The sequence below is a fragment of the Vibrio sp. 2CM40D genome, from assembly GCF_023161825.1.
GTDB classification, from domain to species: Bacteria; Pseudomonadota; Gammaproteobacteria; order Enterobacterales; family Vibrionaceae; genus Vibrio; species Vibrio alginolyticus.
The window spans coordinates 446,000-464,232 of sequence record NZ_JALNTL010000004.1; the positions used below are offsets into that span (position 1 = coordinate 446,000).

At 41.1% G+C, this 18,233-nt stretch carries 21 protein-coding genes and 2 tRNA genes; 16 read left to right on the forward strand and 7 right to left on the reverse strand.

The annotated features are described in order from the left end of the window. Positions 1-16 precede the first annotated feature (16 nt). The 5 genes from maiA to MTF70_RS11670 all read left to right on the forward strand — a co-directional run bounded on the left by maiA (position 17) and on the right by MTF70_RS11670 (position 2,363). Positions 17-685, forward strand: a complete 669-nt coding sequence (maiA, locus tag MTF70_RS11650) for a maleylacetoacetate isomerase (RefSeq protein WP_005377832.1) — start codon at positions 17-19, stop codon at positions 683-685. A gap of 195 nt (positions 686-880) precedes the next feature. Then, positions 881-1,540, forward strand: a complete 660-nt coding sequence (locus MTF70_RS11655) for a DUF2726 domain-containing protein (RefSeq protein ID WP_005377831.1) — start codon at positions 881-883, stop codon at positions 1,538-1,540. 119 nt (positions 1,541-1,659) lie between these two features. Next, on the forward strand, positions 1,660-1,998 hold the full coding sequence (locus MTF70_RS11660) for a hypothetical protein (protein WP_005377830.1): 339 nt from the start codon (positions 1,660-1,662) through the stop codon (positions 1,996-1,998). A gap of 179 nt (positions 1,999-2,177) precedes the next feature. Further along, positions 2,178-2,254 (forward strand) — tRNA-Val (locus MTF70_RS11665). A 32-nt stretch (positions 2,255-2,286) separates the two neighbouring features. Continuing rightward, a tRNA-Val gene (locus MTF70_RS11670) sits at positions 2,287-2,363 on the forward strand. Positions 2,364-2,560: 197 nt separating this feature from the next. On the opposite strand, the gene MTF70_RS11675 is transcribed toward MTF70_RS11670, so the two are convergent. From MTF70_RS11675 to MTF70_RS11700, 6 genes are all read right to left on the reverse strand, one after another. Continuing rightward, positions 2,561-3,766, reverse strand: a complete 1,206-nt coding sequence (locus MTF70_RS11675) for a tyrosine-type recombinase/integrase (protein ID WP_170893843.1) — start codon at positions 3,764-3,766, stop codon at positions 2,561-2,563. A 238-nt stretch (positions 3,767-4,004) separates the two neighbouring features. Next, the gene (locus tag MTF70_RS11680) at positions 4,005-4,193 is read right to left on the reverse strand and encodes a hypothetical protein (RefSeq protein WP_054729558.1); all 189 of its coding nucleotides are present in this window, start codon (positions 4,191-4,193) and stop codon (positions 4,005-4,007) included. Between the two features lie 329 nt (positions 4,194-4,522). Then, on the reverse strand, positions 4,523-5,050 hold the full coding sequence (locus tag MTF70_RS11685) for a siphovirus Gp157 family protein (RefSeq protein WP_054866068.1): 528 nt from the start codon (positions 5,048-5,050) through the stop codon (positions 4,523-4,525). Continuing rightward, on the reverse strand, positions 5,043-8,207 hold the full coding sequence (locus MTF70_RS11690) for a hypothetical protein (protein WP_170893842.1): 3,165 nt from the start codon (positions 8,205-8,207) through the stop codon (positions 5,043-5,045). The genes MTF70_RS11685 and MTF70_RS11690 overlap by 8 nt, the downstream gene beginning before the upstream one ends. 12 nt (positions 8,208-8,219) lie before the next feature. Beyond that, on the reverse strand, positions 8,220-8,399 hold the full coding sequence (locus tag MTF70_RS11695; RefSeq protein WP_127463331.1) for a hypothetical protein: 180 nt from the start codon (positions 8,397-8,399) through the stop codon (positions 8,220-8,222). A 789-nt stretch (positions 8,400-9,188) separates the two neighbouring features. Further along, positions 9,189-9,905 (reverse strand): S24 family peptidase, encoded by a 717-nt coding sequence (locus MTF70_RS11700; protein ID WP_049874960.1) that lies wholly within the window; start codon positions 9,903-9,905, stop codon positions 9,189-9,191. Between the two features lie 51 nt (positions 9,906-9,956). Between MTF70_RS11700 and MTF70_RS11705 the strand changes: the two genes are divergently transcribed. The 9 genes from MTF70_RS11705 to MTF70_RS11745 all read left to right on the forward strand — a co-directional run bounded on the left by MTF70_RS11705 (position 9,957) and on the right by MTF70_RS11745 (position 13,960). After that, positions 9,957-10,208: a hypothetical protein gene (locus MTF70_RS11705; protein ID WP_021453632.1), complete on the forward strand. Its 252-nt coding sequence runs from the start codon at positions 9,957-9,959 to the stop codon at positions 10,206-10,208. A gap of 19 nt (positions 10,209-10,227) precedes the next feature. After that, complete coding sequence (locus tag MTF70_RS11710) at positions 10,228-10,692, forward strand: YmfL family putative regulatory protein (protein ID WP_025526421.1); 465 nt, start codon at positions 10,228-10,230, stop codon at positions 10,690-10,692. Further along, positions 10,689-10,907 carry a hypothetical protein gene (locus tag MTF70_RS11715; RefSeq protein WP_005495414.1) on the forward strand — a complete coding sequence of 73 codons (219 nt, stop codon included), beginning with the start codon at positions 10,689-10,691 and terminating at the stop codon, positions 10,905-10,907. The genes MTF70_RS11710 and MTF70_RS11715 overlap by 4 nt, the downstream gene beginning before the upstream one ends. Positions 10,908-10,972: 65 nt before the next feature. After that, a complete protein-coding gene (locus tag MTF70_RS11720; protein WP_170893841.1) occupies positions 10,973-11,926 on the forward strand; it encodes a helix-turn-helix domain-containing protein in 954 nt (317 codons plus the stop codon). Next, the gene (locus MTF70_RS11725; RefSeq protein WP_005495410.1) at positions 11,923-12,303 is read left to right on the forward strand and encodes a hypothetical protein; all 381 of its coding nucleotides are present in this window, start codon (positions 11,923-11,925) and stop codon (positions 12,301-12,303) included. The genes MTF70_RS11720 and MTF70_RS11725 overlap by 4 nt, the downstream gene beginning before the upstream one ends. Beyond that, on the forward strand, positions 12,296-12,946 hold the full coding sequence (locus MTF70_RS11730; protein WP_149191848.1) for a DUF1367 family protein: 651 nt from the start codon (positions 12,296-12,298) through the stop codon (positions 12,944-12,946). The genes MTF70_RS11725 and MTF70_RS11730 overlap by 8 nt, the downstream gene beginning before the upstream one ends. Beyond that, positions 12,943-13,125, forward strand: a complete 183-nt coding sequence (locus MTF70_RS11735; protein WP_120416616.1) for a hypothetical protein — start codon at positions 12,943-12,945, stop codon at positions 13,123-13,125. The genes MTF70_RS11730 and MTF70_RS11735 overlap by 4 nt, the downstream gene beginning before the upstream one ends. Beyond that, positions 13,115-13,516, forward strand: coding sequence for a recombination protein NinG (locus tag MTF70_RS11740; protein ID WP_052499855.1), 402 nt, complete (start codon positions 13,115-13,117; stop codon positions 13,514-13,516). Before MTF70_RS11735 ends, MTF70_RS11740 begins: the two co-directional genes overlap by 11 nt. Before the next feature lie 36 nt (positions 13,517-13,552). Continuing rightward, entirely contained in the window at positions 13,553-13,960 is a 408-nt protein-coding gene (locus MTF70_RS11745; RefSeq protein ID WP_054866076.1) for an antiterminator Q family protein, read from the forward strand. A 219-nt stretch (positions 13,961-14,179) separates the two neighbouring features. Here the strand turns inward: MTF70_RS11745 and MTF70_RS11750 are convergent, their stop codons facing one another. Next, positions 14,180-14,383, reverse strand: a complete 204-nt coding sequence (locus MTF70_RS11750) for a hypothetical protein (protein WP_054729450.1) — start codon at positions 14,381-14,383, stop codon at positions 14,180-14,182. A 905-nt stretch (positions 14,384-15,288) separates the two neighbouring features. Here MTF70_RS11750 and MTF70_RS11755 point away from each other — a divergent pair. Together MTF70_RS11755 and rnr are read left to right on the forward strand one after the other, a co-directional pair. Further along, positions 15,289-15,501 carry a cold-shock protein gene (locus MTF70_RS11755; RefSeq protein WP_054866077.1) on the forward strand — a complete coding sequence of 71 codons (213 nt, stop codon included), beginning with the start codon at positions 15,289-15,291 and terminating at the stop codon, positions 15,499-15,501. Between the two features lie 294 nt (positions 15,502-15,795). Continuing rightward, the gene (rnr, locus tag MTF70_RS11760; RefSeq protein ID WP_085569540.1) at positions 15,796-18,021 is read left to right on the forward strand and encodes a ribonuclease R; all 2,226 of its coding nucleotides are present in this window, start codon (positions 15,796-15,798) and stop codon (positions 18,019-18,021) included. Positions 18,022-18,233: the final 212 nt, after the last annotated feature.

Below are 18,233 nucleotides of genomic sequence, written 5' to 3' on the forward strand. Positions count from 1 at the left end.
CTGGTTGGGAGACGATATGAGCGATAGCATGATTTTATACGGATACTGGCGATCATCGGCGGCGTATCGTGTGCGTATTTGCTTGAATCTTAAAGAGTTATCGTATGATTCAAAATCGGTACACTTGGTGCGCAATGGTGGCGAACAACACAGTGACGAGTACCATGAGTTAAACGCTTCTGAACTGGTTCCTTTGCTGGTGGATGGGGAGGTTCAGTTAACCCAGTCACTGGCGATCATTCAATACTTAGAAGAACACTACCCGGATGTCACTGTGATCCCCGAGCAAACGCCGCTTCGATACCAAGCGCTAGCTTTGGCTCAGGATATTGCAATGGAGATTCATCCCCTGAATAACTTAAGAGTTCTACAGTATTTAGAGGGGGAGTTAGCTTGCGAGCCAGAGCGCAAAGTCGCTTGGATTCATCACTGGATCCACAAAGGTTTTACAGCATTAGAAGAGAAACTTCAGAAGCATCGTAAACTAAATGGTGATTGCAAGTTTAGCCTGACAAGCTCGCCATCTATTGTCGATATTTGTCTGGTACCACAATTTTATAACGCACAACGCTTTGGTGTAGATACCTCTCTTTATCCAACCATTAACGCTGTTGTGCAGTCATGCAATCAACTGCCAGCTTTTATTGATGCGATGCCAGAGAATCAGCCAGACGCTAATAGTTGATTCTTAGCATACATAATGTATTAACAAAATTTAAACGAGCCAATCCAAGTGTGTGATTGGCTCGTTTTTATTGGTGAGCAAAATTTTCTGTTTCTCGCTATCGTCGTGGCGCCTCAAAATTGCGAGGTTTTGTTGCTCTGCATAACATTTCCATTTACGCTTTGAGCAACGAGTTGTTTTGGATGCACTTTATTTATGACCAACATTTTTATCATTGTTGTTCTTCTGGTTTTATTCTTCTTTGTTATTCAAAAGTACGTGATTAAGCACGATGACACGCGTGATTATCCTTATCGCTCGAAAGGCCCTCTGCTCAGAGGTCAAGAGGGTGCGTTCTATAATGCGTTAAGAGCGGCGGTCGGGGAGCATGCCGTAGTATTCGCGAAAGTAAACATGTCCAGTTTGGTTACGCCAAAAGAAATCAAAAATAAGAAGCAGTTTTTTGTCGCGAACAATCGTATATCTCGAAGCTATTTTGATTACGTTATTTGTGACCCAAGGACACTAGAGCCGCGCGTTATCGTTGAATTGGATAATGGGCAGGAGCTAAACAAGGGTAAGATAGAAAGACAAAAGTTATTGATTCATGTTTGTAAGACGGCCAACCTGCCTTTAATCGGCGCTTCGATAAAGCACAGTTATCAAGTTGGGCGATTACGTCGTTTGCTTGCGGCACACATTGATTTGATTGAGCCCGATAAAGAAGTGCGCTTTTGCAAAAAATGCGGCAGTCCGATGATCATTAAAACCGCAAGCCAAGGTGAGTTCAAAGGGAGACGTTTCTTTACTTGTAGCCGTCAGCCGAATTGTACATACACCGAAAATTATAACGTTGTGTTTGAGGCGGACGACTAAACACGACAATTAACCTGCAGAAATAAGGGGCTTTGATTAGAGATGATCAAAGCCTTTTTTGTATCTGTCCTCAAGGCAAGACCTATACTTTGAAAAAGAGTGCAGAATAGGGCAGCCATATGCGATACGGATGGATTTTGTCAGCATTGTTCATCGCATCTAATGTTAGTGCGATACCTAATTTGAAACCACTAGAGTGTGAATTGACAGAGACACCCCAAGATCATTTCTTGTTTTACCGAGAGCAAATGGTTTACCACAGTGAGCAGTTTGTCATATTTCAAAACTTCAAAGGCAGGGTGAGCACTCAAGTGGATGTTAAAACAGGAGAGTTGATCCGTACAACCTATATCGGCGAACCATTTAAACCTAAATATCAGATTTTGTTTGGTACTTGCCCTAAGGTATCGCAAACCTTACAGATTTGGATGCTCAGTGAAGTGCCTTACGACAATTAAGTGAGATGATAAAAGTTATATAGATCACACTTTTAAACCCTACAGGCCCAGTTCTTGTCGATAAAATCATCTGAAAACGCGTGTTGAGTTTACATTTTCGCCAAACGGTTCAAAGTTGGCAAATTTGTGCTTGCACCGTCGTTCGCTTATAGCTAATATCCTCGTCGTTCCAGAGAAATGCGTCCGTAGCTCAGCTGGTTAGAGTATCGCCTTGACATGGCGGGGGTCGGTGGTTCGAGTCCACTCGGACGCACCATTCTGAATTGAATGGTTAGGAACACAAAATTTGGGTCCGTAGCTCAGTTGGTTAGAGTACTACCTTGACATGGTAGGGGTCGGCGATTCGAGTTCGCCCGGACCCACCAAATTTTAGAAAAAGCCCACCTTTTGGTGGGCTTTTTTGTGTCTATAACTTATTGATATTCAAGTGGAATTCCTTCTTTTTTCCTTTTTTGTCCCCTTGTTATTACTCTGCGTTAGTACTGAGTAAAGTTCGAGGGGGTGGTAAAAGGGTGGTAAAAAGGTGGTAAAATACAGTAGTTTGTACAGCGCTTGAAATGGGCTATATTGCGACGCTTATGGCTGGTACTTCATGCCATTCTACGTCGTGACTATCAGTGTAAATCTGAGTGGTTCTATCACTGGCATGTGCCATGCGTTGGCGAGGGTTTACACCCATTTCATCGATGAGTTTTGCCGATAGCCTTCGGATTTCATGGAAAGTAGGGCGCTTAGCTTTTTCTACGTTAGAGTACAAACCGAGTTCGTCGCGTACTTTGGAAAATGTTTCGCTGATCATGCGACTGGTCACTTGGTAACGGTGGTCACACTGCTTAGCGATATTATTGTTTCTTGCAGGTCTACGATGCACTACGTAAGGGCAATGTAGCTTATCTGTTTTAGATAGCTCTACAACTTCTTTGATAGCGCTTGTCACCGGAATAGCAACATAAGACGTTTTAGCATTCTTAACCTTTGCTCGATGTATGTACAAGGTACCAAATACAATTTCTCCGTTCTCTGGTTTTGGAGTATCAAACCAGACAATTCCACATGTATCCGGTTTTGGCTTTGGTATACGGTATTTTATTCTATGTAGTTCAGCTACTGCGTGAGTCGATTGAATCGATAACCCCATCGCTACTTTTAAAAATAGAGGGGCCTCTTTTTCAATTGCTTTGAATGCCTCTATATCTAAATCCAAGCGTTCTTTCTTATTATCCGAACCATTTAGCCGTTTCGGTTTTTTGTTCAACATGAAGTTTTCACCAATTGCGGATTCATCTGCTAGATAGCTAAAGATCTTCTTTAATCGAGAAAGTTTCTTGTTATAAACCTCTTTGGATTTATCACCATAGTATGTATTTAGAAAGTCGTTCATGGTTTCTAAGTTAATTGACTTGGAAAACTTGTCTCCTAAAAACTCATTAAGTCGAGCTATATCACTCGATACTTGTCTAAGGATTTCTGCTGACAGTTCTTCTTCGTTTTTAATTCTAACCATTACATGCTCAAGCCACTCATTCATCGGGCGGTTGAATTTGTCTTTTCTAGATCTAGGAGAAATTTGGAAGTGTTGTGCTGGTCTATGCTCGTCATTGTATGCGTTAGCTGCTGCAATAATATCATCTAAAGAAAACTCAGCCGGCATTAGCATTTTGGTACCATCGATAAGAGTAAAGCGATACCTTGTTTGGCCTTTTCGTTTTTCTACATACAAGTGTTTGGGAAGGCGCTCACGACCAGTCGTTCGCTTGCGAGCATTCATAGGTTAACTGCCTCCGTTCATCAACTTTAGAAGCTGTGCTGCTTTGGGTGTAGTAGTTAACTCTGAGTCATTCGCTGTGTCAGGTATGCAAATGAGCCAGCGGCCGGTAGGTGTTTTACGAGCCTGAAGGATTCCTTGTCTGATCCAATTTCGAATAGTTTGGCTGCAAAGAGCAGGATAATAATTGCGTTTGTATTGGGGAATGGTCATTTCACGCATTTTAGAAGTCTCCGATTACCTAATCATTTGAACTTGTGTCAGAGTTCATTTCTTTGATCTCAATTTCGATGATTTTTGCTTCCAAGTCTGTAGCGCTACAACCACCATCCCATTTTAGGTCACAGTTATCACACCCTAAAATGTTGCATTTAGTGTTCACGACATTTATCAAACGTACATGTAGTTCTTCTTTGTATGAGTTACTCATAGCATTACCTCTGTTTTTTGCAGATTGACGAGCGACGGTAATAGCGTCTCGATGAGACTGGTTGTTTATATTTAGCTCATGCAATGCAATGCAATAGGTTTCTTATTTTATAGTAGTGAGAAATTTCATTGCTTCAAGATGCAGCCCTATAGAGACAACGAGTGTACCCGTAGGCTTAGTAGATATCGTGTGTCGGCTCGAACCACGCCTCGCTACTTGTGGTGAAGAAGGGCTCACTGGTGGGTAGATTGAATAGCCCCGTTGTTTTAAGTAGTGAAAAAATGCCTCAGCTAAGTGAGGCTCAATTTGTAGGGTGAATATGCTCATTTTTACTTTCTCAGTACGACTTGCTGAGGCTGAGATTCATACCAAGCAAAATCTAGCTCTTCACCATCATCTAGCGCTTTTCTTATTGCGTCCTCATCAGGGACAAAACGAACTTCGCGTATTAGATATTTCTCAGGAAGGTGGGCTTCCTCATATCGAAGTTTGGCTGGATTGTTTTTGATGTAAAAAGTACCGTATGCACCTTTCATTTTTTCGATATTTAACATTTGGAATAAATTCAGAAGCGGGTAGGTCATTCGACTGCGTTCGTCTTTTAAAGACTTGGCGCGGTCACCGTATGGTTTTGCTTGCTCGGCATATACTTTTTTCTCCGCATCTGCCAGCTTCGCTGCTGTTTCTAACTTATCCATGTATCGGCGGTAGGCCATGAGCTTGTCATCAATAGAACACTCGATACCTGCCAAGTTATCCGCAATGGTCTGCTCGTCCCATTCTTCTTGTTTGGCCAGCTCCAACAGGTCAAAGATCTGCTGGTTAATATTGTTCATGCTTTCTGTCTTATCAGCCATTTGCCTGATCCTTATCTTTAATGTCAGCGTTGAAGTCTTTTATTGCCGATTCTGCTTGCTCCGCGATTCGAGATAGCGCTTTGTCTTTCTTGGCTTTGCTTGCCTTGTCGTGGGTAGGGATTGCATCCAGAGCTGTTTCAGCTAGCTTTTGAAGTCGCTTGATTTCTGCCAGAGAAGGAGCAGTAGAGAACTTGTCAGTGTATGACTTAGCCTTATCTAGCGCCTGTTGTGTTGCTTTCGCATCAAACTCAAGCTGTTTAAGCGCATTGTCGGTTGTCTTCGTCATTTGCGAACGGTTGATGATGTTTTCATCGTCGTATTCACCCATGTATACGTCACCACAAATGCCTAACATTGAAAGCGCTTTACCTGTCGCGTCGGTAAGTGATTTTTTACGGCACTCTCCGTTTTTGATCATGCGACTGTAATTGTGTGACCAATAGAAACGCTCAGTCTCACCAAAAGCTGTTAATGTGCATCGATCGCCACTGTTGGGGTGGATGTACCAAAGCTCGACTTCCATGTTGTGGACAGACTCATTCACTCCGGTATACGTACCGTTAGCGAAAATTGGCAAACCGTCCTCAGTCCACTCCCGCTTAACATCGACACCCCAGCCTTTACCACGAGGACCAAATATTTCGGTTGCTTTCATTTGGCGGTATTGAGCATTGATGGATAATCGACCTGTCGATGGGTCTTGCTTGGTGAAATTCAAATCGGTTTTAAATGATTGATTCCAAATACCCATATTTGAATTACTTTCGTCTAAATCGACATCTGGAATTTCAGGATCGTTAGCTGGCTCTTGCTCTACAATATTTTGAGGAACGTCAGTGCCACTAATGTTGCTATCAGAATCTGCAAGATGCTCATCATTAGCAGATTCGGGTAAAGGTGCGTTTTTGGTAACCTTAGGCTTTCCATTACCATCGGTTGGTTCTTTTTTGCCTTGTTCTAGTAACTTTTGGGCTTCTTTTTGTTCATTATTGCCACTTGAAAGCTCATTATTACCAACGGCTTTGGGTTGGCTGGTAAACTTCATTACTAGGTTAACCGACTCAGTTGAATGCCAAATGATCACTGGATTTTTAAGCTGTTTGATGTAATCAGCTAAAGCGTTAATGTCGGTGTCTTTGGTAATGATTTTTAATAAGTGGGTATAGGCACGTTCAGGTGTTACTGCGTGACTTTCATGTGCCAAGCGTTCAGCTATGGCGAGCAAGAGAGATGGATACTCTACTTCTGATATCAGAGTGTTGGATGCTGGCTCCATACTTTCAATAAGTTCGATATTTTCTCGAAAGACAGCGCGAAGAGTTCGGATGTTTAGAAATGATTTTGATACCTCGTTTGCATCATCAAAATCAATGTTGCGTATGTTTTCTAGTGTTTTGTCTTTAACGAACGTTAAGTATTTTCCGTTATGTTCCCGTTCTCCGTTGTGCCAATTAATGAGTTCATCTACTACAGTAGCAAGCTTCTCTCCTGCCTCTTCATACTGCTCTGTTGTTAGATATGGACTACCATCACTAATGCGAGAAAATATTTCAGCAATAAAGCATTCATACTCATTTTCTAAATTATGTGCTGGTTTGTGTTGAATGTTATTTTTAGTAACCGTACATCTGGCCACTAGATACTCAGCCTCACTTTCATTAAATAAAACCCCACATCTTTCCAATCCGTTAATTGTCTCCACTAGTTTTTCGATGTCGGTTTGAGCTGTGATGTGAGGTTGTAGTGCATCCATAGCGAGTTTTACTTCGCCCTCTGTCATTCTTGCTGTAGGGCGAAGAGCTAGGCGTCCACGTACTGCATTTTCTATTGGTGAACATTCGTTAGGCGGTAAGTCTTCGCCACCCATCACCTCAATGCAATTTTCTTCGAACTCCTGAATGTATGGAGATTTCATAAAAATCTTAGCTAGACTCAATGAGCTATCGTACTTGTACAGAGCGTCAATAATTGCCTGACCAGCCATCTTGATCGCTTCTTTTCGGGTGGTAGCAAACTCACAGCCAAAGTCGTTAGCGTCACCGAATGCGCGTTCTGCTTTCTGATTGCCTTCGACAGCATATTGCCATCCCTCGTCACCACAATCTCGGATTGCAATAACGACGTGTAATTCATCGGTTACAGGGAGAGCGGCTTTCCAGCATTTAGGTTCAATGATGGATTCATTGGCTGCTGGCTTGTCGATAACATCTTCAATATGTTTCGTCGACTCTTTCGTTTTCTCGGTTAGTACGGCAGGAAGGTAAGGTTTCAAGCTCTCGGTGAAAGCTTCTAAATCGTATAGAACACCAATCGTTACCATTGAGTTCACATGCTCAATTGCTTGATTTGGGGATTTATCTAAAGGCCAGATATCCGCAAAATGACCTTCAACAACTTCTAAATAATCGCTGTGGGCTTCTAATGCGTTCTTTGCGTCTGGGTGCTGTGATAGTGCTGTTATAAACAGTTCACTGGGTTCTTGAAATGCATGATAAAAATCATGTTTCATCGTTGCGGAGACAAAGGTTTTTTGGTCTTCTGGGCCAAACTCATCTTGGTAATCTAGGAATTTTTCAAGGCGTTCCACCGCTTTGTCAATCGCGTCGTCACGTTTTTCTTCGGTTCGGTCTAAGTTCATTTTTTCGTGCTTATCGAAGTCACCAAACTTAAATCGGAATCCATAAGCATATTGGCTATGGCCAACTCTCAGAATGAAGACCTTAGCAGCTTTCATACTGTCGGTTTCGCTACTGTAAATGAAAGAGGAATCTTCAACTTGAGGAGCTTTTGTGTCGTAGTATCCATCTTGGCCTAGGGTAGGGTACGGGGTATCCGGAACATTTATTTGTTGTTCATCTGAGTGAATGAACTCGTCTTCGTCAAACCCCTTGGCTTCTAATTCTATAATTGCTGAGTTGTAATCTTCTTCTGATATTTTTTCGGCCTTAACGCCTTTGAAGAAATCACTGTATTCGGAATTTTCATTTTCGGTGCATAGTGGGTGAGTTGCTTCAACCTTGCAAACAGCTTCCGATTTGGCTAGTTCTTGGGTTGCGGCTTTAATGTAGTGAATTACAGGTTCTAAATCGCCAGATTCTTTTACCGCTTTGTGCGATACCTTTTTGTTACAGGTTAATTTGAAATACTTATCAGCCATTTTAAGGTGTCCTTATACAGCTAAGCTGCCTTGAATTTTGAGGGAAGATGCAGTTTCAAAATTTTCTTCAACCGAGTCAGGACTACGGAAACCATGCTTCCGGCAGTAATCGGTCATAATTTTTCGATCGTGCGGTAGTTTTTTTACCGAGAGCCAGAACTGCTCAACGGATTCTTGGGAAGGTCTGTCCACAGTCAATTCCTCAGTAGAGACATTAAACAGAGCACGCATAAGCCAGAGCTGGCTAGGTGGGAGAGAGGTTGCAATGGGTGCGCTCTTTAATACCTCTAAAGAAAGTCTTATGCTTGTTGGGACGTGTGTGTACTAAGGTAAATTGCGGTACCGGATAAAAATTAATACACAGATCTTAAAGACCGGTCCGATACCGCAATTTTGAAATGCCCCTAACGCGATTTATCAAGGCTCAGTCGGTTGTCACTATCAAAATCGACCGACCGTTAAGAGCATTTCAAAATGGCTCTCATAAGAAAGCCAAATTTGTCTCTACCGATCCGCTGAGACGAGCGGGACTTGTATACTTATCGTGTCGTTCACACAGTTAAGCCTTTCCAGCAAATGCGGTTCCATCATCGATAAGAAGCTGCACCCGGTATCCGTAGAGGTACACAAGCTTTATTTCAGTGAATTTCTGTCCTCCGTCACTGGATGCTCGGAGTGACCTAACATGCAGCTATCGCAAACATGGTTAGTCGTTCATGGCTTAATTTGTTAAAGAGCAATTTTCCGTGTAGATGAATGAAATGTACCATAAGTTCACTTATTGTAAAGTACCAAAAGTACATTTTAATGTGAGGGTATTTGTTAAATATTGAAAAATAATGAATTTTAGGTACAAAAAACCGCCATAAAGGCGGTATCTTCATTGGTTGAGTATCAAGTTAACTTAATGCGTCTGCATGGTGTGTCTTTTATCGATGTCTAACTCTCACTGAACTCTTCAAGCATAGTTGGTTTCTGTGACTAAAACAGCTTCCACCTAGCATCAACAACTACACCAGCAATCTCACAAAATTCTTCTGCAATATTGATGCGCTTGTAAGTAGGGTCTGGGTTTAAAGGCACTAAGAATGTGCCTTCAGGCTCGATGCTTATTTTCTTGAATGTAGCCATATGTTTGTTTTCACAGTAAGCCACTACAAAGTTACCGTTGCAATATTCGCGTTCTGGGTCAACCAATATCAGCATGCCTTCTAGGAAGGATACTCCTGAACCTTGTGGTGCTGTCATTGAGTGGCCATCAACAATTAACCAGTATGAGTCTGGATGACATTTTACTGTTGTTGAGAGGTATTCGAGGTCAAAGTGTTGAACTGCTTCTTTAAATTTACCGGCTGATACTTTTCCTAACACAGGAAAATCACCCTTGTGCGATGGTTGTATATCTAGATGGGTGACGTTTTCTACACCATTATCTGGTTCACCATATTGAAGCCAAGATGCACTAACATTTAGCACCTTGGCCAGCTCTTTCATCTTTCCTTGTCTTGGCATTGATTCTGAATTCAGCCACTTACTTACTGCTTTTGGAGTAACACCAAGTCGTTTGGCGAGAATTACCCCTCGACCATGTTCTTCAATCCCAGCGTCAGAGCAGGCCTGCGCAAGCCTAACCGAGAAATCTTCACGCAATTTTTCATCATGAACCATAGGTACAATTTTATATTGATTTGACGGCACTATCAGTTCATAGTTATGATGTACCAAAAGTACATATTTAGAGGGTGATTAATGAAACAATTATCAATTGAAAAAATCATTGACGAACTTGGTGGTAGCAATATTGCGAAAGCATGCTCTGTAACGCCAAAAGCAGTATCTAAGTGGAAAGCTAAGAACTGTTTGCCTAGGACGGTAATTACTGGTGAATCTGATTACGCGGAAAAGATTGAGGCTCTATCAGAGTCAAAATTTTCCACCGAGTTGCTTATCTCTCTTACTAAAGAGCAGCTCAATAGTACAGCAATCAATAGAGCCGCATAACTACAAGGAAAATCTAATTATGTTAGTGAAATTTGACTCGAAAAAAGAAGTGGTCAAAGAAATCATCAAGAAGACCAAGGGAGGTCGAGGTGCTTTAGCTGGCGCAATTGGTATGTCTGAAACCACCTTCAACAACAAGCTCTATGAACGAAACGGTTGCCGTTTTTTCGATGATGAAGATCTAGAAGCAATGGAAATCCACGCTGGTACCTACTTTCTGGCTCAATATCGCGCAGGCCAACGCGGTGGTTTGTTTGTTCCTATGGCGGAACTCGAACTTGACGCGGAAGAGCTTAGCGAAATCCAGATCAAAGAGATGGCTGCACTTGGTGAAGCGAATGTCGAGATTTGCCGAGCACTCGCAGATGACCAAATGATCGACAACAAAGAAGCGAAAGCTATTAAATCAGCTGCTATTGAAGCAGCTGCACGAGTTATCGCGAGCAAGTTAGCTGCAATTCGAGTTTATGGGATGGACAAATGAAAAAAGGCGTAATTGATAAATCATTAATTCCCGTTTCTGAAATCGTAACAATCACTGCTCCAGTTCAAGTCGTCATCAGAGATGGAGAGTTTACGGTTAAAGAGTTAGTCGTGGCAGGAAAGACCGTTGATTGTTATCAGGGGCTTACGAATATATTGCTGGAAAAGCAGCGCGAGTTTGATCGCCATAAAAGTCAAACGCTTAACGATTGGTGAGAGGGTTGTTGGTTTTACCTCTAGACGTATAAGAAAAGCGCAGCGTTGCGCTGGAAGTCAAGAATATGAGTAGACGAGCTACAGATTGGGCGTGGCGACAAGATATCAAGGCCACGATGAAGTTAATTCTTCTATCTCTTGCCGATCGAGCTGATGAGTATCACAGAGCATATCCGAGTGCGGAGCGTATAGAGCTCGATACTCGCTTAAACATCAAAACAATTCGTTCGAACTTAAAGGCAATGCAAGAGCTTGGGATCATTCGAGATTCTGGGAAAAGAAAGGGGTCAACGAATCAGGTTGTTGTATGGGAATTGTTAGGCATAGAAGACGATGTGAAGCATCAAGTCCCTAAATCATCAAGAACCACGAGCCCTGAAGAGAAGGTACCCGAAAATGGACACCTTCCGAAGGTACCCAAAATTGGACTTGAAAGGTACCCAAAAACGGATTTGAAAGGTACCCAAAATTGGGTAACAGAACCAGTCATAGAACCAACCATTGATCCTTTAAAAGATCTTATTCCAAGCAATGATGAATTGCTTGAAACCAGAAAACCTGAATCTGAATTTGAATTTCCAACGAATCGTCGTGGTGAGATTTATTCCGTGTACATGGAGGACATATTCGAGTTCAGAAAGCTGTATCCGTCTGTAGATGTTTATCAGGAATTTCGAAACATGCTTGGTTGGTTGAAATCTAATCCCACCAGACGCAAGACCAAAAGTGGAATCCCTAGATTTATCAATTCTTGGTTAGCCAAAGAGCAGAACAAGGGACGATGCAATAAAAACCTAGAGTCACCAGTCCAGCTTGACTGTACAGCCCAAATTGAGAACGAAATACATCTAGCTGAATCTAAAGTAGCAGGTTTGCAGCAGAACATTATGCAGCATCAGCAATGGAACATTCCTGGTGGTGAGAAAGCTATTGTCAGTTTCCAAGCGGATATTGAAAAGCTAAAGAGATTCATCCAGCAACAACGACAAATCCGAGAGCGATTGCAGGGGGAGAGATGATCTACTACCTACCGAAGTTTTGGTATGCCGGTTCTAAAAAGTGGGGCATTCCATCTGATCTGCCGTTTATCGAGGGTAAGTTGCAACGCCTGAATATGGCAAATCAAAAAGTTGCTAGTGAACAATATGAGGATATCTACAAGCACTTTCACAATTGTGGAGAGTGGCGCAAAGCGCGTGAGTTAGCGAATCAGATGTTAAACGACATAGCGAATGATTATGGCATTACTCTCAAAGATTATGAGCAGATGATCGCGGCTAACGATGATGACTCTGAGAACACTCAATTTCGTGTCGACTTGATGATAGAGAAAGCCAAAAAGGCTCAAAAGTTGGCGAAACCAAGAATTCACTTTAAGGAGTTGAAACGTGCGTAATTGTTCAACTGTGAAGGCGAAAAAAGAAACGACAGAGATCATCGGTGCAATTGGTACTGGTGGTTATATTCAGTACGCAACACCTGAAATGCGCGAAAAGGCTGCTACGATGCGTGGACGCGTTGTGGCTATTAAGCCTAAGTCTAAAGCGAAAGCCCGTGTTTTGGAGCACCACCGTAAATTTTTTGCGTTGATACACCTAGGATTCGAGTATTGGTCTCCCGACGTAAGCCTAATCAGTGAACCAGAGTATTACATAGCACATGAAACTGCGAAGCAATTCTGTCAGTTGGCTGGACGAGAAGACATGTATGAAACGCATGGTATTGAGATTGCCAACATCGTCTTATCGAAAATAAAAAAACAGCGAGAAAGTCACTGCGACCCAGAGGCTTACAAGTGTATTGAGAACTACCGATACCAAGTGATGATCGAAGCTGGTTATTTTGATTTAGAAATGCTCCCCAATGGAGGAACAGTAAAGCGGCCTTGGTCTATCGCTTTTGAGAACGCAGACCAAGAACAATTCGAAAAAATGTACAAAGGTTGTTTTAACGTCATATGGAACCAATCACTTTTTCAAGTATTTAACGACGAGCAAGAGATGCAAAACGCCGTATATCGCTTTATGGAGTTCGCATGATACGTCTGTTATTTGCCTTATTTACGGTGGTTAGTGCGATAGCAGTGGTATCGTCAGCATTCTTGCAATTCTGCTTTCTCTTCGCTGGGCGTGGCTTCCATTTTGATATTTTGTTTCTCATCTACCTAACGGCTCTTTTTACTGGATTTATGGGGCTGTGGCTGACAAATGAAAATTAAGAAATACGGGTATCGAGTTCAAAAAGCTCAAGAACAATTTAACCGTTTTATCGTGTTACGCGATAGCGGCAAACCGTGTGCTAGCTGTGGACGCTACTTGCCTCTGTGTTGCGGCCACTTTCGTTCTGTAGGCGCAGCCCCTGAACTTAGATTCAATGAAGACAATGCCCATGGCCAGTGCTACGAATGCAACGGGAACAAATCGGGGAATGTGAAAGAGTACCGACGGGGACTTATCGAACGTATCGGACTATCTCGCTTAGAAACGTTAGAAAGTTATCACTCTCCGCAGAACTGGACAGTGTATGACTTATACGACATTGAGAAAGTCTACAAGGCCAAAGCTGACGTGATGAGTACTAACTTTGAGTATTTCTACGAGTCAGCTTAGTTCACACCAACATGCAATTGAAGTAATGGTATCAATATGAAAGATCAAGATTTAGAACGTACACGAGTACTGTTAAGAGGGTGGGGAAACTGGTCACACAATAATACTGGTTGTCATTGGTATACACAGATGTGTGGGTTATCGAATGTCCTGCCTGTGGCTCCAGACTTAAGATATAAGCTATGTGATGATGATGCTCTAGTCATTGATAAGTTGGTTGCTTGTATGATGGATCAGGAAAACCCAAGGCCAATGACATTTTTTGTTCTTCACTATGTCTATGGACTTAACAAAAGTGAGATTGCGAGAAGGGCAACAAGAGAAGACAAAAAACAATGCACGGAAGGCAAGGTTCGCTCACTGTTACTTTTAATGGAATCAATGATTTGTGGAATGCTGATTCAGCGTGAACAAATGGGATTTAGGCTAGAGTGTGATAAATAGCGTTGCTGTATTCTTGTCAAGTAGAGTGCCTCTCAGTTTGAGGGGCTTAATTTTACTAATCAATACCCAAGCTATTTCTGGATGAAGGTCGCATTAAATTTTTGACAACTGCAAGGTACCGGAAAACGAAACGAACCTATGGGGAGAATGATAGCGATGCGAAGCGGTTGACACTGCACACCACTATCACTAAAGAATTAGGCCTAATTCTTTATAGTATCACTGATTTTTTTTAAAGAAGCGTTCAGCACTAGCAAATAGAGATTCGCAGAGATTTTTCTGCTTATTATACTCCTCAGAACCTTGTTTCATTGATTCTAGCGTCTCTTTGGCATCATGGTATTCTTTAACCATCTGCTCAAACTTAACCTCGTAGCCGCTTTTTTTGTATTTTCTTGGAGATTTATCTCGTTTTTTTCTCATTCTTGTTCCTGTTTGAACATATTCATCAAAAGTACATTGAATATACAGGCTATATTTTTTACATGAAAGATAGCCTAAAGTGGCTGAAGTAAGCCTGTTTCAACATACGACTATAATTGCTCATTAACAATGATAAAGAATAGCTCCAAAGGATAACGTATCTAAATGGTCAGAAATCACAACTAAAAGAACTTTTACTTCATGTTTAGTTCAAAATTTTAAGTTGGACCTTTTTAAATAGGGCTGCAATCTATGAAGCTATTTTTATAGTTAAAAACCAAACTGGGGCTATTTAATGGAAGATAAAGAATAAGCTGCTAAGGGAGTTGTATAACGATATGACTCGAAAGAAAACTAAGAAGATACTCGAACTGTATGTTTCATCAATAGCTCACGTTTTGGAGCTAACTTCACTATACACTCATTGAAGTAAATAGATAGGTATTTCCCCGTTTTTTCCTCATTTGAGTAGATGCAACATTTTTATAAATGCTTGCCTTTATAAAACTCGATGAGAAATATAAATTCAACTTAATCAGCTGGTTGCCTTTGATTTTTGTTGTGGTTTTGTAGATTACAACGTGTGATAGCTCTTTAGTAACTAGTACCAGAAAGTAATGCCTAGTTAGAGTTTTCTTTTGCATAACACGTTCGATGGGAGAGAGCTACTGTTAAAGTTTAAGGTGAAAATAAAAATAAAAAGCTAGCCTTTAGTAATTTTATCGGTATACTGCACATCAGCTCTTAAGAAAAGAGCTATTTAATTATTTTAAGATCAAATTTCTCTCAGTTCTTTATCGATTCCCTCGTTTACGTTCCTGCGACAAAATATATATCTCTAAATCATATAATAGCGCTTATTAGCTAAGAATTTAATATTAAAATTATCTTATATAGAGGTATCTATGTCTAATAAATCAACTGGTTCAGTAAAATGGTTCAACGAAACTAAAGGTTTCGGCTTTATTTCTCCAGAGAGTGGTGGTGAAGACTTGTTTGTCCATTTCCAATCAATTGTCTCAACTGGCTTCAAAACACTTTCTGAAGGCCAAAAAGTATCTTACGTTGTTGAGCAAGGTAAAAAAGGTCTGCAAGCAGGCGAAGTTACTGTAATGTAACAGACTCTATGGCATCAACATTCGTTGGTGCCCATTATCTCTTCTTTTTATCATCACAAACTTTCATTCAAATTTATATACCCAAGTCACTTGAGTTTAAACGTTAATATTTACCTCACTTTGCTACGAAAATAGACTCGTCTAATAAGTCATTTCAGTATATATCTTTGGCAAAATGCCAATAAATACCTACATAATAAATAACTTGATTCAAGAATGAATCAGTTCGCCTAGTGCTTTTCTCGTATAAATAGGTTTATATTAAAAGCGATTGGCGAATAAAAAGAGAATTAAATGAAATTAAATATATCCGCTCAATCACTAAACTACACTAAATATGACAATGTTATTCCTAGCCGAGATGCTATTCTAGGCCTATTCGATAAAGTAAAAAGCTACTTAAGCTATGAACAGATTTCTCATTCATCTGGCCTGAATGACGAGCCAGAGAAAGATGCTTTAAAAAAACGCTTAAGAGCTATGGAGCGTGATGGTCAGCTTATTTTTACGAAAAGAAAAGGCTACAAGAGAGTTGACCTATCATCGTTAGTGACTGGCAAGATAAGCATCCATGCAGACGGTTTTGGTTTTCTCACCTACGACGCTAATGAGAAAGACCTATTCTTACCAAAGCATCAACTTAGTCATGTGTTTGATGGTGATATTATACTGGTGTTGAAAGGGCATACGCAGCATCAAGGTCGTTCAAACCATCGGTTTATCAAGATAGTGGAGCGAAAAACAACTCACATAGTGGGTTTGTTAAAAAGAAAAGGCTCTAAACTCTACTTATTGCCAGAAAACTCGAAGTTAACTCAAACCATTTACGTCACTCCAAATGAACTGGTTGCTAAAAATGTCGGCAAACTTGTCCACTGTAAAATCAATACTTACCCAGACTATAGACAACCAACTACCGTTGAGGTGGGTGAAGTCTTAGGGCGTCCGGGAGAAGCTGGTATAGAAGTGAAATTATCTTTGCGTCGTCATGGAATCAATGACAAATGGGATAAAGACGTACTTGATGCTGCATCTGCCTTCGGCTCTCAGGTAGAAGAAAAGGACAAGACATCACGAGTAGACTATCGAGATTTACCTTTTGTCACTATTGATGGTGATGACGCAAAAGACTTTGATGATGCTGTTTATGGGTATCAAATGGACAACGGTCAGTGGAAGCTATTCGTCGCAATTGCTGACGTATCTCACTACGTTAAACCAAATGACCATTTAGATCTTGAAGCGCAGAGTCGTGCTACATCCGTTTATTTCCCTGGATGCGTTGTGCCAATGCTACCAGAGTCTCTATCTAATGGTTTGTGTTCACTAAACCCCAATGAAGACAGATTAGTAATGGTATGCGAGATGACCTTTGATGATGAGGGTAACATGCTAGATTCAGAGTTTTCTGAAGGCATCATTCACTCTCATGCCAGATTAACGTACGACGACGCTAACCGCATTATCATGCAATCTTCGGCTAAAACAACATACCAAAGCAACAACACTAAAAATAATATTGCGCAGTATTTGGTGAATCTTCATCGTTTATATTTGAATTTATCTGGCCAACGCAAAGTTCGTGGAGCGATTGATTTTGATACACAAGAACTCGCTTTTAAGCTAAACAACAAAAAGAAGATTGCCTCTATCGTCCCTGTTGTTCGAAATGACGCTCACCGAATGATCGAAGAGTTTATGCTGTGCGCTAACGTTGCTACTGCGCAATTTCTAGAGCTAAATAAAATACCGAGCCTATATCGTGTCCACTCTGGCCCTCAGATGAAAAAGCTAACCTCACTGAGAATGTTACTTGCGGAAAAAGGACTAACATTGGCGGGGGATGACAAGCCAACGTCTCACGACTACAACGCACTTTTAGATCAAGTTCGAGATTTGGATGAGTATGACATAATACGTACCTTGCTGCTGCGCTCTCAAAGCCAAGCTGAATATTCGCCTAAAAACTTGGGCCACTTTGGCTTAGCATACGATGCTTACGCGCACTTTACATCTCCAATTCGTCGTTACCCTGATTTACTCATTCATCGTGCCATCCGTGCCAAGCTTCGAGAGAAAACTACTGGTAAATTACGTAGCCTGTTAATGAAGCTCAAGCCGATACGCCAGCTAGCAGGGGTTTCGAATAGTTACCCTTACGATACAAAAGAGATTGAGCAACTCAGTGTGCACTGTTCGCATCAATCTCGCCAAGCTGATGAAGTTAGTCGTGAGGTTGAATCAGCACTGAAATGTCACTACATGAAACCATTTATTGGACGAAACTTCATGGGAAGTGTTTCTGGAGTTACGCACTTTGGTGTTTTTGTAGAGCTGGAGGAAAACAGAATCGAAGGTCTCATACCTTTATCCAGTTTTCAAAATGGCGATTTTGAATTTGATGCGATCAAACAAAAAATCTCAAGCCAAACGACAACTTTTACACTTGGCACTCAAGTAAACATTACCGTTAAAGAAATCGACTCTAAGCAAAGAAAAATTATATTCAACTTTGCTTAAAAGTAATTGAGAATTTGATGATTTGGTACCTACTGTTAACGGGTTTGGGCTCTATGTGTTAAGCCCAAGTTTGCCACAGGAAAACTGGCACATGGCACGTTACAACATTGGTATCTAAGTCAACATAGTGAAGACATGATGTACTCTAACTTTGGTATGCATGGCTTTCTTATAAATAGCAAAGTTTGATGTTTTCAGACTTTTATGAAAAG